Raw genomic sequence first — 12,543 nt, 5'->3', positions numbered from 1 at the left:
GAAGAACCGGTCGTCGAAGAGCCGAACGAGACCGAAGAACCGGTCGTCGAAGAACCGAACGAGACCGAAGAACCGGTCGTCGAAGAACCGAACGAGACTGAAGAACCGGTCGTCGAAGAACCGAACGAAACCGAAGAACCGGTCGAAGAGCAACCTGAGGCCGCTGACTCGTTCACGGTAGAGAACCTCCAGGCGCCCGACACCGCCGAAGCCGGTGAGCCGCTCACCGTCACGGCAACGGTCACGAACCCGACGGACGAGGAACGAACCGAAGCGGTCCAGTTCCGTCTGGACGGTGACCTGATCGAAGCACAGGAGACGACGCTGGCGGCCGGCGAGACCACTGACGTCGAGTTCGAGGTCGACACGAGCGACCTCGAGCCCGGGCAGTACGTCCACATGGTCCTCACCGAGTTCTCCGGCGAAGTCAGCACGATCGAGATCACCGCGGCGACGAGCGGTGACGGCGACCTCGAAAGCGACCTCGAGGAAGACATCGAGAACGACACCGCTGTCGACGGAGACACCAACGTCACCGTCAACGAGAGTGCTAACACGACGACGAGCATTACCGCCGCGAACTGAGCCGAACGACGCGACGCAGGCGGGCGGACTTTTTTCCAGCGGACGGCGGGAAAAGTGACGACGGGTCCCCGCGGAAAAGCGAGACGATCAGCTGAGCAGGCGATACAGACTGCTCGCGGCGACGATCAGGAACACGAGGACGCTCGAGAGCACCGGATCGATGCTCGAGACGAGCGGGATGCCGAGACCGGCGAACGCGATGATCGCGAGGCCGACGATACAGAAGGCCAGGTGGAGTTGCAAAACCGAGGCCTGCAGTTCGCCGTGGCCGTCGATGTACTGCAAGACGTCCTCGAAGTTCGGCCCCGGCGTGATCGTCTTCGAGTCGGAGTCGTACTCGATGACGGCGTCCTCCTGCAGCTGCGGGAGATGCGTCTGCTGGAGGGAGACGTAGACGCTCTTGTAGAGGTTGTTCGGAACGGGGGTCGTATCCGTCTCGCTGGCGGCGATCTCCGAGGCGATATCCGAGACGTCGACCTGCCCGGCCTCTTCGGCGAGCAACTGTACGATCGCTCGTCGTCTGTCGTTCCCGAGGATGTGAAAGACTTCACTTTCCTCGAGCGACTCAGTTCGGTTCGTCTGGACAGACATCGATCAGAAAGCGAACGCGTGCTCCACGAACAGTCCACCACCAGCTACCATGCACGCTTGCCTTTCGCAGACCACCGACTTTAACTTTTGCAGGCTAGGACGTCGCTGTTCGCCCTCGAGGACGCGCGGCGAGGCGGGCTAGCGAGTAAGGCGAGGGTACACCGGGACCGCGACGCCGCACTCGAGGGTCCCTGTAGTTGCCTCGTGACACGATCGCATCCTCCTCGGAGACGGTCGGTTCGCGCCACCGAGCGACCGGCGGCGGAATCGATCGGGTCCAGAGCACGGGGCGTATCGTCCAGCGATAGAACTAGGGATCTCGAGTTACGGACCATCGCGAAAAACGGTCGACCGCAGACGGAACGTCGCAGCTGGAGCCCGGCGCGTCACTCACCGGGGAGGTGGCCGCCGGACTGCATTTCGCGGTACGTCGTACAGGCCGGACACCCGTGGACGATATCGCCGTTATCGCCGAAAACGCGTGCGAACTGCTGTGTGACGTGGGTGCCGCAGTTTCGACAGCGAGCGCCTGCCGTCGACGATTCCATGGGCTTCCAGTCTTGTTGGGTGGATTTCATGGTTGGGGGGTGGTACGCGGACGAGCAGTGACGAACGGCGGCGGATCCGACCGCGAGACTATCGCACTCGTCCGAACGACATCCTACCGAGGGGGGCAGATATGAATAAAGGACGGAGACCGTTCACCTCTCGAGCGGTTCCGAGAACCGCGAAATACGCAGTTTCCGACCCCGTAGCGTGCTGTACTGCCGTCGAAGGACTGCCTGGAGAGATTTCGTCCCAGTGATTGGGACAGTGAATTCAGATGGCTTTGCCCGCATTCGGCGTTCAAAGGTCGTATTGAGCGTCTCGAGCCGGCTCGAAATACGGTATTTCGAGCGAGAAACGTCGAGTTTCGGCGCCGAATACTGATGTTTCCAACGGATAAGGTACATCGTTATAAAATACCACTATCGCTTACCGATCGTCGTGCTGGAATGTAACGGTGGTATCCGCGACCGGGACGGACCACGCCCAGTCGATCCGTATCGAGCCCTCTCCCGCGAGAGCGAACGAAGTCGATCTCCACGAACTCGGTGAATACGACGATGTCAATGCAAGCAAGCGATACACGAACGGAATCCACGCCCGACCCGTCCGCCCAGCTCGACGTTCTCGGTGACGAATGCGCACGAATGATTCTCGTCGCCACGAGCGACGGGCCGAAGACGGCAAAGGAGCTGACGAAGCGAACGGACAGTTCGTCGGCGACGGTGTATCGACGGATCAATAATCTCCTCGAGAGCGGACTCCTCTCCGAGTGCGTTCGTTTCGACGACGACGGCTCGCATACGACGGCCTACGAAGCGACGATCGAAACGCTCGAGGTAGAGATCTGTGCGGACGGGATCGACGTTTCGATGCCGTCCACCGACGGGTGAGCGCGGCCGACGCGATCGGTCTCATTGGGGGCTACCCGACCGAGCGGATCAACGGGGGGCGCCGAGAGGCAAGTGAGCGACAGATGTCGCCCGACGCGACAGGTGCGGATCGTCTCGCTGGAGAGAGAATCGCCGGAACGTGCACTTTAGTTCCGCGGATATGTCTTGAAAGGAGTTCTAACATCCCTGTATGATACGGATAACAAATATCTACTCAGGGGAATGGTCACTGTGATTGAGCAATGCACGATCTGACCGGCTTCCAGCGGGACCTCCTGTACGTGATCGCAGGCGCAGATCAGCCGTCAGGACAGACCGTCAAGGACGAAGTCGAGAAGTATTACAGCTCCGAGATCAATCACGGGCGACTGTATCCGAACCTCGATACGCTCGTCAACAAGGAACTCGTCGAGAAGGGAGAGCTCGACAGACGGACGAACTACTACGCGATCACGGAGACGGGCCAGGAGCGGATCCAGGAACGTCGCGAGTGGGAAGAACAGTACGTCGATTTCTAGCGGTAGTCCGGGAGCCGCGGTGGGAAGCCGACCGGCGTCTATCGGCGGTAGCCGGCGAAAACGTATCACGCACGAGACCGGTGTCGACGATCGATTCGACCGACGGCGCGGTAACCCGACCATAACAAAGCGATTCCCGGAAGAGAGACCGAAGCGAGAATGCTCTACGTGTCGTCTTCAGACGGATTACGCCCCCCCGATCAACTCCCGGTGGCTAACCGATGAGTCACGGAACGAGTCGCCTGACGGGGGTCGGTGTCATCCGCCAGTATCCGTTCGATCTCGCCGTCGTCTCGATCGCCGCGATACTGGCGTACGGAATCGCAACGGCCACGCCGGACGGGAACGTGGTGCGGTTGCTCGTCACCTTCCCGCTGGTGCTCTTCCTCCCAGGGTACGCGCTGGTCTCGGTTCTGTTCCCGGCGGCCGATCAGAGCGGGCGAGAGGCGACGTCGACGGCGATCGATCGACAGTCCCGCGGTATCGACGTCCTCGAGCGACTGGGGCTCGCGGTCGCGCTCTCGCTGGCGGTCGTTCCGATCGTCGGGATCGCCCTGCCGTTTACCCAGTGGGGCTTTACGACCATGTCGACGGCGGCGACGCTCTGTGTCGTCACCGTCGTGCTCGCGCAGCTCGGCGTCATCAGGCGGTTCCGAACGCCGGCATCGGAGCGGTTTACCGTCTCCCCGCTCGCGTCGCTCGCGCGACTCCGGGGAGACGAGAGCGCCGTCGCGACGGCCTCCTCGATACTGGTCGTGCTCGCGATCGGGGCGGCGGCGGGCGCGCTCCTGTTCGGTTTTCTCGTGCCGCCGTCGACCGGCGGCTACACCGAACTGGCGCTGTACAGCGATAACGGCGGCGAGGAGCTGGTCGCCGGCAACATCACCGACGAGGTCGCGCCTGGCGAATCCGTCCCGGTGACCGTCTCGATCACGAATCAGGAAGGCGAGGCGACCGACTACACGGTCGTCGTCCAGGAGCAGGTGATCGAAGACGACAGCGTCGTCGAACGGACGCGGCTCGAGGACCTCGAGACCACCCTCGACGACGGAACGACGGGGACCGGCGAACTGAGCGTCACGCCGACGGCGTCGGAGGGCGAAACCGTCCGCATTAGCGTCCTCCTATACGAGGGAGAGCCGCCGGACGAGCCGACGAACGAGAACGCCGAAGAGGACACCTACTTCTGGGTCACCGTCGAGGAGTGACGCGTCTCCGGCGCCGGAGACGCGACGATCGCGATTCGCCCGCCGGACTCGAGCGCCGACGGCGACGGCCCCGCTGTGGCGGAGCGCTCGACGACCGCTCCGCTCCTTGGCCGCACTGTATGGATCCCGTTTTGACCGGAGCGCGGCTGTTTCAGGAACGTCCGGGAAGCCGATCCGGAACATCCGGAAAACGGACGGAACCCGCCAGCCGAGGTGAGAGGCGTCGTCGATCGACGCCGCGCGCTCGGCGTCCCCAGTCGTCGTTCGTCCGGAGAGTGCTGTCGCCGTTCGGCCCGAGAGCGTTTCCGCGGGAGTCGAAGTCCACATTGAGAGTCGGCCAATTAGAAAAATGAGGTTTTTTACATCGGTAGTTGGTAATACAGGATTAGTAGTCGGTGTCGTCCGTGACGAGAGCAAACAATCTTGGTAGCGGAGTCGGTTGCGCCGATGCAAGGCCGACGGTCCCGCGGGCCGCGCGAACGGCGAACCCGAGGGCCAGCGAACGAACTAAACAGTGGAGGAGACGCGAGTCTCAGCGGGAGCAAATGACACGTAGAACCGGTCGGGCGGCGTAGGGAACGGTCGCTAGCTCGTCAAGCCGAGGGGCAACTCGAGGTCGGGTCGCCGCGAGACGTGCTGGACCACTGCGAGGGCGAGAACGAGCAGGCAAAGCGTCAGTGCGACGACCGGGGCGGCGGCCGCCGTCAGGGGACCGATCGAGAGCCACGAGAGTACGAGTCCGAGGACGCCCAACGCCGTTACCGTCACGTACGGCCGGTGCCACTCCCGTTGATCCTCGAGTCGGTGATCGAGGTAGGGGTCGAAGACGTCCTCATGGGGGAGGAGATCGATGGTGTGATCGTCGGGATCCCAGTCGACGATTCCGTGTTCTTCGAGCATCGGCAGGTGAGTCTGGTAGAGGGAGATGTACACCCGCCGACGCTGCGTGCGCGTTACCTCGTCCGGGTCGACGTCGTTTTCCCAGGCAGCGACCTGTTCGACGAGCGGAGCGAGATCGCAGGCGCCGCCCTGCCGCTTGAGATACTGGACGGTCCGTCGCCGACGAGCGTTGCTGAAGACGTCGAACAGTTCGGCCTGTGTCAGTTCGTGTTCAGACATAGGCGTCCTCGCGTTCCCAAACCGGTTTCTGAATCCGGTCTCCGGGGCTATTCGGATACCTCACGTCACCGAATGCCAGGGATTGGCACTTTACTATCACTCGGCTACCCGTACGAAAGGGATTTATACCAGTTTCCGGCCGTGACTGACGTCCAATCCGACATTTCTCGAGGAATAGCAGTTCGGATCGGCTAAATGTACTCGGAATCGCCTGTATCGCGGTAATTTCACCAGGTCGTCAGTCCTCGCGTGTATAGTTCGTGACTACGGCAGCCTCAGGGCGGGGATAACAAAGCCGTGTTACCGGCTGTATCAGCACGATTGCCCACGCGGGTATCGAGTACTCATGTATCAGCCAACACGACAGTTCCGCACTCCTGGCACGGTCTCGAGGAACAGCTCCGGAGGTGAGATGCCGTGAGCGAGTTCGTCCACGGGGAGGATTGCACGGTCGACGACGACGCGACGGTCGGATACGGCGAGTTCGACGACCCGACGCGAGTCGGTGACGGCGCGACGATCAGGGCCGGCTCGATCGTCTACGGCGACGTGACGATCGGCGACGAGTTCACGACCGGCCACGACGTCTTGGTCCGGGAAGGGACGACGATGGGCGACGACGTCCTCGTCGGCACCAAGACGGTCATCGACGGCCAGACGACGATCGGCTCCCACGTCAGCCTCCAGACGAACGTCTACATTCCGACCGAGACGACGATCGGTGATAACGTCTTCATCGGGCCGAGCGCGGCCCTGACGAACGACGAGTACCCGATCAGGACGGACAACGGCCTCGAGGGACCGACGATCGAGGACGGCGCATCGATCGGCGCGAACGCGACGCTGTTGCCCGGCGTCACCGTCGGCGAGAACGCCTTCGTCGCCGCCGGGTCGGTCGTCACCGAAGACGTCCCGCCGGACACGCTCGCTGTCGGCACGCCGGCGACGGTTCAGGCGTTGCCCGAACCGCTCGAGGGAGCAAACCAGATCGCATGACTGATCCCGATACCGACACCGACGCCGGACGCGAGCCAGGCACCGAGCCGGTAGCCGAGGCCGACGGCGGCGTCGCCGAGGCCGAGAGCGATGCGCCGGAGCCGAGCGACGAGGGCGCCGATACCAGCGACTCCGTCTCGATCGCGAACCCGACGCTCAGCGACGACGCGGTCGAGCGGGTCGAATCGGTCCTCGAGAGCGGCATGCTCGCCGACGGACCGGAAGTCAGAGCCTTCGAGGACGAGTACGCCGCCTACTGCGGCACCGATCGGGCCGTCGCGACCTCCAACGGGACGACCGCCCTGCACGCGGCCCTCGAGGCGCTGGGCCTCGAGGAGGGCGACGCGGTGCTCACGTCGCCGTTTTCCTTCGTCGCGAGCGCGAACGCGATCAGACTCGCCGGCGGTAAGCCCGTCTTCGCCGACATCGATCCGGAGACGTACACGCTCGATCCAGACGCCGTCGAGCGGGTCCTCGAGGAGCGCGACGACGTCGTCGGCCTGCTGCCGGTCCACCTCTACGGGCTCGCGGCCGACATGAAACGGCTCCGCGAGATCGCCGACGAGCGCGACCTGTTCGTCCTCGAGGACGCCTGCCAGGCCCACGGCGCGGAAATCGACCGCGAGCGCGTCGGTTCGTTCGGCGACGCGGCCTGCTTCTCGTTCTATCCGACGAAGAACATGACGACCGGCGAGGGCGGGATGATCGCGACCGATCGCGACGACCTCGCCGACCGAGCCGCGAGCTTCGTCAACCACGGCCGGGACGTCGGCGAGGGCGGCAGCTACGAGCACGTCGACCTCGGCCACAACTACCGCATGACGAGCCTCGCCGCCGCCATCGGCCGCGAGCAACTCGAGCGGTTGCCCGATTTCAACCGGGCGCGCCGGGAAAACGCCGCCTACTACGACGAGCAGTTGGCCGAGCTGCCGGTCGAGACGCCGACGGAGCCGGACGGCTACCGGCACGTCTACCACCAGTACACGATCCAGACCGACGAGCGCGACGAGCTGGCGGCGACCCTCGACGAGCGGGGCGTCGACACCGGCGTCTACTACGGGACGCCGATCCACCGCCAGCCGGCCTACGAGACGGTGAGCACGGCCGCGGCGTCGCTTCCCGAGGCCGAGCGGGCGGCCGAGACCGTGCTCTCGCTGCCGGTGCATCCGACCCTCTCGGAGCGCGATCGGCGAACCGTCGTCGAAGCAGTGACCGACCACTTCCACACCCAATGAACGAAACACCTTCACGACCGATTCGGGCCGGCGTCATCGGCGTCGGCTCCATGGGCGAGAACCACGCGCGCGTGTACAGCGAACTACAGGACGTCGAACTCGCCTGCGTGGCCGACCACGACGAGGAGGTCGCGCGGCGAGTCGCCGACGCGTACGCCACCGACGCCGTCGCGTTCGAGACCGTCCTCGAGCGCTGTGACGTCGTCACGGTCGCCGTCCCGACGCGGGCTCACTACGATGTCGTCTCGGACTGTCTGAACGCCGACGTCCACGTCCTGGTCGAAAAACCGATCGCCGAGACGACCGAACAGGGCCGCGCGCTGGCCGAACTGGCCGAGGAACGTGGTCTCGTCTTGCAGGTCGGCCACATCGAGCGGTTCAACCCGGCCGTCCAGACGGTGACGGACCTGCTCGAGGACCTCGACGTCATCAGCGTCGAGGCCGAACGACTCGGCCCGCCGCTCGATCGGACCGCGCTGGGCAACGTCGTCTTCGACCTGATGGTCCACGATCTCGACATCGTCGCCTCGCTGCTCGAGGACCGGCCGGATTCGGTGACCGCGACGGGAACCGAGAGCGGCCAGTACGCGACGGCGACGCTCGAGTTCGACGACGTCGTCGCCTCCCTGACGGCCAGTCGCGTCACGCAAAAGAAAGTCCGGACGCTGACCGTCACCGCCCGCGAGTGTCTGGTCGAGGTCGACTATCTGGAGCAGTCGGTGCTGATCCACCGCGACTCCTATCCGGAGTACCTCACCGACGACGGCAAGCGCCGGTACCGCCACGAGAGCGTCGTCGAACGGCCCCGCGTCGATAACGGCGAGCCGCTTCGGCACGAACTCGAGTCGTTCGTCGAGGCCGCCCGGAACGACTCCGAGCCGGTCGTCACCGCCGAAGACGGTATCCGGGCCCTCGAGATGGTCCAGACGATCGACTCGCTGGTTACCGAGGAGACCGAGAAACGGGAGGTGGAGGCCTGATGGTCGCCGACGAGACCGACGTCGGGCTCTACGACTCGACCGTCGACCCGGAACGCCAACGCGACCTGCTCACCGGCGGCGAAATACCGGTCGCCGTCTACGGCCTCGGGAAGATGGGGCTGCCGCTGGCGGGCGTCTACGCCGAAACGACGGGCGCCGTCACGGGCGTCGATATCGATCCCGACGTCGTCGACCGAACCAACGACGGCGAGAACCACGTCGTCGGCGAGCCCGGATTGGACGAGCTCGTCGCCGAACAGGTCGACGCCGGTCGGCTCGAGGCGACGACCGAGGGCCCCGAGGCGGCCGCGAACGCGCGGATCCACGTGATCATCGTCCCGACGCTGCTGGACGACGACGACGATCCGAACCTGGCGACCGTCGAGTCGGTCGTCGACGATATCGCTGCCGGACTAGCGCCGGGCGATCTGGTCATCGCTGAGTCGACGCTGCCGCCGACGAGCTGTCGAGACGTCATCCAGCCGCATCTGGAACAGGAGAGCGGTCTCGACGGCGACGAGTTCGGGCTAGCGTTCTGTCCGGAGCGGACGTCGAGCGGCCGCGCGCTGGAGGACATCCGCGGCGCGTATCCGAAGGTCGTCGGCGGGATCGATTCGGAGAGCACTCGGGCCGCCTCGGTCGTCTACGACGAGCTCTCGAGCAACGAGGTGCACCCGGTCTCGGACGCGACGACCGCGGAGGCCGTCAAGGTGTTCGAGGGCGTCTACCGGGACGTCAACATCGGGCTGGCCAACGAACTGGGACGGCTGGCAGACGAACTCGGCATCTCGGTCCGCGAGGCGATCGAGACGGCCAACGACCTGCCGATGTGCCAGCTCCACGATCCCGGCCCGGGCGTCGGGGGCCACTGCATCCCCTTCTACCCGCACTTCCTGCTCTCGCAGGCCGAGGAACCGATGGACCTGACGCGGACGGCCCGCCGGCTCAACGACGAGATGCCGGCAGTCACCGTCGACAGACTCGAGCGGGAACTCGAGGCGACCGGCGCCGACCTCGCCGATGCGTCCGTGGTCGTACTGGGCATCACCTACCGGCCCGGCGTCGAGGAGACGCGCGCGTCGCCGGCGATCGGCGTGATCGACGCGCTGGCCGAGGCCGGCGCGGACGTCGCCGGGGTCGATCCGCTGGTCGATCCCGCCGACTACGGCGCTCGGGCGGTCGACATCGACGACCTCGCGAACGAATCGTTCGACGCCGCGATCGTCGTGACGCCCCACGCCGAGTTCGAGGCGATTCCGTGGGCCGACCTCGAGCCGATGATCGTCGTCGACGGCCGGGACGCGGTCGACCTTTCGGGAACGCCACACCGGCGGTACACCCTCGGCGGAACGGCGGACGGACGGCCGCCGCGTGGCGACGGCGGAGCGGACGCGATCGCGGCGGCCGAACGCTCGCTGACCGCCGACGGCGGCACCGACGAACGATCGACGGAGACCGACGGCACCCTCGAGAACGCCGGGACAGACGATGTATAAGGGCAAACGAATCGGCGTCGTCGTCACGGCCTACGACGAGGAGTCGTTCGTCGGGACCGTCATCGAGACGGTTCCGGACTTCGTCGATCGGATCTACGCCATCGACGACGCCTCGCCGGACGGCAGTTGGCAGGAGATCCAGCACGTTGCCGCGCAGATCAACGAGGACGCCGAGCCCGAGCCGGCGCTCGCGCTGGCCGACGGCGGCGACTCCCGGCGGGTCGTGCCGATCCGCCACGAGGAGAACCGCGGCTACGGAGCGGCGGTCAAGACGGGATACAAACACGCCGCCAACGACGAGATGGACGTCGTTGCCGTGATGAACGGGGACGGCCAGATGGACCCCGCGATCCTCGATCGGATCATCGATCCGGTCGTCGAGGGCGAGGCCGACTACGCGAAGGGCAACCGGCTGCTCCACCCCGAGGACCGCGAGGGCATGTCGACGTTCCGGTTCTTCGGCAACGCCCTGCTCACCGGACTCTCGAAGTTCGCCTCGGGGTACTGGACCATCGGAGACCCGCAGAACGGCTACACCGCCATTTCGCGAGAGACGATCGAACGGCTCGATCTCGAGGCGATCACCGATCGGTACGGCTTCCTCAACCACCTGCTGACGCATCTCAACGTCAACGAGTGTCGCGTCGCGGACGTCTCGATGTCGGCCGTCTACGGCGAGGAAAACAGTAGCATCCGCTACGTTCCGTTCGTGCGGTTCGTCTCTTTGCTGTTGCTCCGGAGTTTCATCTGGCGGCTGAAGACCCGCTACGTGGTCGAGAAGTTCCATCCCGCCGTCGTCCTCTACGGCGCCGGCGCCACCGGACTCCTCGGCGGCAGCGCCGGACTCGGCAACTCGATCGTCCGAACCCTCCGCGGAAAGGACGGGTACACCGGTGCGATCGGCTCGTTCGTGGCCGTCCTGGTCGGCCTGATCGCACTCGGGTTCGCGATCTACCTCGACTTCGACGAAAACGAATCGCTCGAGACGACTAGATACGACTACAGCGGTGCGAGGACCGAGGTCGAGACGCCCGATCAGTCGATCGAGTAACGAACGATATCGTTGCCCTCACACGCCGGACACCTGACCGTGTCCGCCGAGACGGTCGTTCCGCAGGTGCGACACTCGTAGATGACCGTCGACGACGGCTCGCTCTCGCCACTGTGCTGTGTCGTCGCTGGTGACTCGGTGTTGGGCTCCGATCCGGTAAAGAGACCGGAGAGCAGGCGAGAGAGTGACATAGAACTCGGGTACCGGTGCTTCTTTCGATTCGGGTATAAGTGTTTCGCGATTGGTCGTCGAGTCAAACGCCGGGACCATCACCGTGAGGTAGAAATATAGATTAAAACTGAAATGAAAACCCATATTTCACCAAATCCTATCGATAGTTAGGTGAGAAAGTTTATGCTTGTATACTCGACATCATCCGGTATATGGAACGGCAGTACGCGACCCACGATGCGCAGACGGACGACGATCGATCGGTCGCCGTCGATCTCGCCGATCGAACGCCCGCGGCGGCGACGGCCGAATCGACGACCGCCACGATCGCCGCGACCACGCGGGACGCCGACTCGTCGGCGAACACGCTGACGATCATCGGGCACGGCATCCCCTCGAGTTTCGAGATTACGGTCGACGGAACGATCGAACTGGTCGACGACGAGAGCGAATCGGCGACGATCCTCTCGGGATCGACCCTCGAGGGGACGATCGAATCCGGGACGCTCCGGTTCCGGTTCACCGGCGACCTCGCGGACGTGACGCTCGTCGACCGCCGGATCACGGGCCTGTCCCCGGCCGCCGTCCCGAACGTCCACGTGGACTACGCCGCCCCCGAATCGCAGACGTAGCTCGGCGGTCTCAGCTCCCGAGCGCGACGGCGCGATGCAACAGTATCTTGTAGCCCGACTGCGTTCTTCCGGCCGACGCGACCGTATTCACGGGGAGAATCAACATGACCGATCCGCACGCAAACGACGGTGACGAGGAACCGGACGAGAACGCCCCGGACGCGAGCGACGGGGCAGAAGAAGCCGAAGCCGAAGCAGAAGGTGAAGCGGAATCGGAACCGGACGTCCCCGCCGAATGGATGGACCCCGTCGACGACGAGATCCTCGAGTTGATGCGGGAGAGCTACATTTTCGATCCCGACCACATCGAAACGGAGGACGTCTGTCGCGCGCCCCACGCCGCGTACCGCTGTCGAGAGCTCAGCAAGCGCGGCCTGCTGGTGAAACAGGCCATCGGAATGTACGACATCACGGAGTTAGGGGAGCGGTACCTCGAAGGCGAGGTCGATCCGACAGAACTCGAGCCCGAAGACGAGTGACTCGCGGCCGACGGCCGGCGCGACGGCGCGGCGACGCTCGGAC

General features: G+C 64.8%; 15 protein-coding genes. 11 read left to right on the top strand and 4 right to left on the bottom strand.

Annotated elements, in window-relative coordinates:
- A partial coding sequence (locus tag C477_RS16440; protein WP_008895655.1) for a CARDB domain-containing protein occupies positions 1 to 585 on the top strand: 585 nt, incomplete at its 5' end.
- A gap of 87 nt (positions 586 to 672) precedes the next feature.
- Here the strand turns inward: C477_RS16440 and C477_RS16435 are convergent.
- Entirely contained in the window at positions 673 to 1,176 is a 504-nt protein-coding gene (locus C477_RS16435) for a DUF7344 domain-containing protein (protein WP_008895654.1), read from the bottom strand.
- 386 nt (positions 1,177 to 1,562) lie between these two features.
- On the bottom strand, positions 1,563 to 1,724 hold the full coding sequence (locus tag C477_RS23070) for a DUF7563 family protein (protein ID WP_008895653.1): 162 nt from the start codon (positions 1,722 to 1,724) through the stop codon (positions 1,563 to 1,565).
- Positions 1,725 to 2,282: 558 nt separating this feature from the next.
- Between C477_RS23070 and C477_RS16430 the strand changes: the two genes are divergently transcribed.
- From C477_RS16430 to C477_RS16420, 3 genes are all read left to right on the top strand, one after another.
- Complete coding sequence (locus C477_RS16430) at positions 2,283 to 2,615, top strand: winged helix-turn-helix domain-containing protein (RefSeq protein ID WP_049914599.1); 333 nt, start codon at positions 2,283 to 2,285, stop codon at positions 2,613 to 2,615.
- A gap of 242 nt (positions 2,616 to 2,857) precedes the next feature.
- Positions 2,858 to 3,133, top strand: a complete 276-nt coding sequence (locus C477_RS16425) for a PadR family transcriptional regulator (RefSeq protein WP_008895651.1) — start codon at positions 2,858 to 2,860, stop codon at positions 3,131 to 3,133.
- A gap of 221 nt (positions 3,134 to 3,354) precedes the next feature.
- Positions 3,355 to 4,341, top strand: a complete 987-nt coding sequence (locus C477_RS16420; protein WP_008895650.1) for a DUF1616 domain-containing protein — start codon at positions 3,355 to 3,357, stop codon at positions 4,339 to 4,341.
- Positions 4,342 to 4,926: 585 nt separating this feature from the next.
- Here C477_RS16420 and C477_RS16415 read toward each other — a convergent pair.
- On the bottom strand, positions 4,927 to 5,460 hold the full coding sequence (locus C477_RS16415; RefSeq protein WP_008895649.1) for a DUF7344 domain-containing protein: 534 nt from the start codon (positions 5,458 to 5,460) through the stop codon (positions 4,927 to 4,929).
- A 417-nt stretch (positions 5,461 to 5,877) separates the two neighbouring features.
- Between C477_RS16415 and C477_RS16410 the strand changes: the two genes are divergently transcribed.
- The 5 genes from C477_RS16410 to C477_RS16390 are packed head-to-tail and all read left to right on the top strand — an operon-like array spanning position 5,878 to position 11,218.
- The gene (locus C477_RS16410) at positions 5,878 to 6,456 is read left to right on the top strand and encodes an acyltransferase (RefSeq protein WP_008895648.1); all 579 of its coding nucleotides are present in this window, start codon (positions 5,878 to 5,880) and stop codon (positions 6,454 to 6,456) included.
- The gene (locus C477_RS16405) at positions 6,453 to 7,691 is read left to right on the top strand and encodes a DegT/DnrJ/EryC1/StrS family aminotransferase (RefSeq protein ID WP_008895647.1); all 1,239 of its coding nucleotides are present in this window, start codon (positions 6,453 to 6,455) and stop codon (positions 7,689 to 7,691) included. The genes C477_RS16410 and C477_RS16405 overlap by 4 nt, the downstream gene beginning before the upstream one ends.
- Positions 7,688 to 8,671 (top strand): Gfo/Idh/MocA family protein, encoded by a 984-nt coding sequence (locus tag C477_RS16400; RefSeq protein WP_049914598.1) that lies wholly within the window; start codon positions 7,688 to 7,690, stop codon positions 8,669 to 8,671. The genes C477_RS16405 and C477_RS16400 overlap by 4 nt, the downstream gene beginning before the upstream one ends.
- Entirely contained in the window at positions 8,671 to 10,167 is a 1,497-nt protein-coding gene (locus tag C477_RS16395; protein ID WP_008895645.1) for a nucleotide sugar dehydrogenase, read from the top strand. Before C477_RS16400 ends, C477_RS16395 begins: the two co-directional genes overlap by 1 nt.
- Positions 10,160 to 11,218 (top strand): glycosyltransferase family 2 protein, encoded by a 1,059-nt coding sequence (locus tag C477_RS16390; protein ID WP_008895644.1) that lies wholly within the window; start codon positions 10,160 to 10,162, stop codon positions 11,216 to 11,218. The genes C477_RS16395 and C477_RS16390 overlap by 8 nt, the downstream gene beginning before the upstream one ends.
- Here the strand turns inward: C477_RS16390 and C477_RS16385 are convergent.
- Positions 11,203 to 11,409 carry a hypothetical protein gene (locus C477_RS16385; protein WP_008895643.1) on the bottom strand — a complete coding sequence of 69 codons (207 nt, stop codon included), beginning with the start codon at positions 11,407 to 11,409 and terminating at the stop codon, positions 11,203 to 11,205. The two genes, C477_RS16390 and C477_RS16385, sit on opposite strands and share 16 nt — an antisense overlap.
- 192 nt (positions 11,410 to 11,601) lie before the next feature.
- Between C477_RS16385 and C477_RS16380 the strand changes: the two genes are divergently transcribed.
- Positions 11,602 to 12,021 carry a hypothetical protein gene (locus C477_RS16380; protein ID WP_008895642.1) on the top strand — a complete coding sequence of 140 codons (420 nt, stop codon included), beginning with the start codon at positions 11,602 to 11,604 and terminating at the stop codon, positions 12,019 to 12,021.
- A 104-nt stretch (positions 12,022 to 12,125) separates the two neighbouring features.
- Positions 12,126 to 12,500 (top strand): hypothetical protein, encoded by a 375-nt coding sequence (locus tag C477_RS24580; RefSeq protein WP_008895641.1) that lies wholly within the window; start codon positions 12,126 to 12,128, stop codon positions 12,498 to 12,500.
- The last annotated feature ends 43 nt before the right edge of the window (positions 12,501 to 12,543 follow it).

The sequence above is a fragment of the Haloterrigena salina JCM 13891 genome (genome assembly GCF_000337495.1).
Lineage (GTDB): Archaea > Halobacteriota > Halobacteria > Halobacteriales > Natrialbaceae > Haloterrigena > Haloterrigena salina.
The sequence above is the reverse complement of the archived record's forward strand: the minus strand, read 5'-3'. Positions and strand labels throughout refer to the sequence as shown.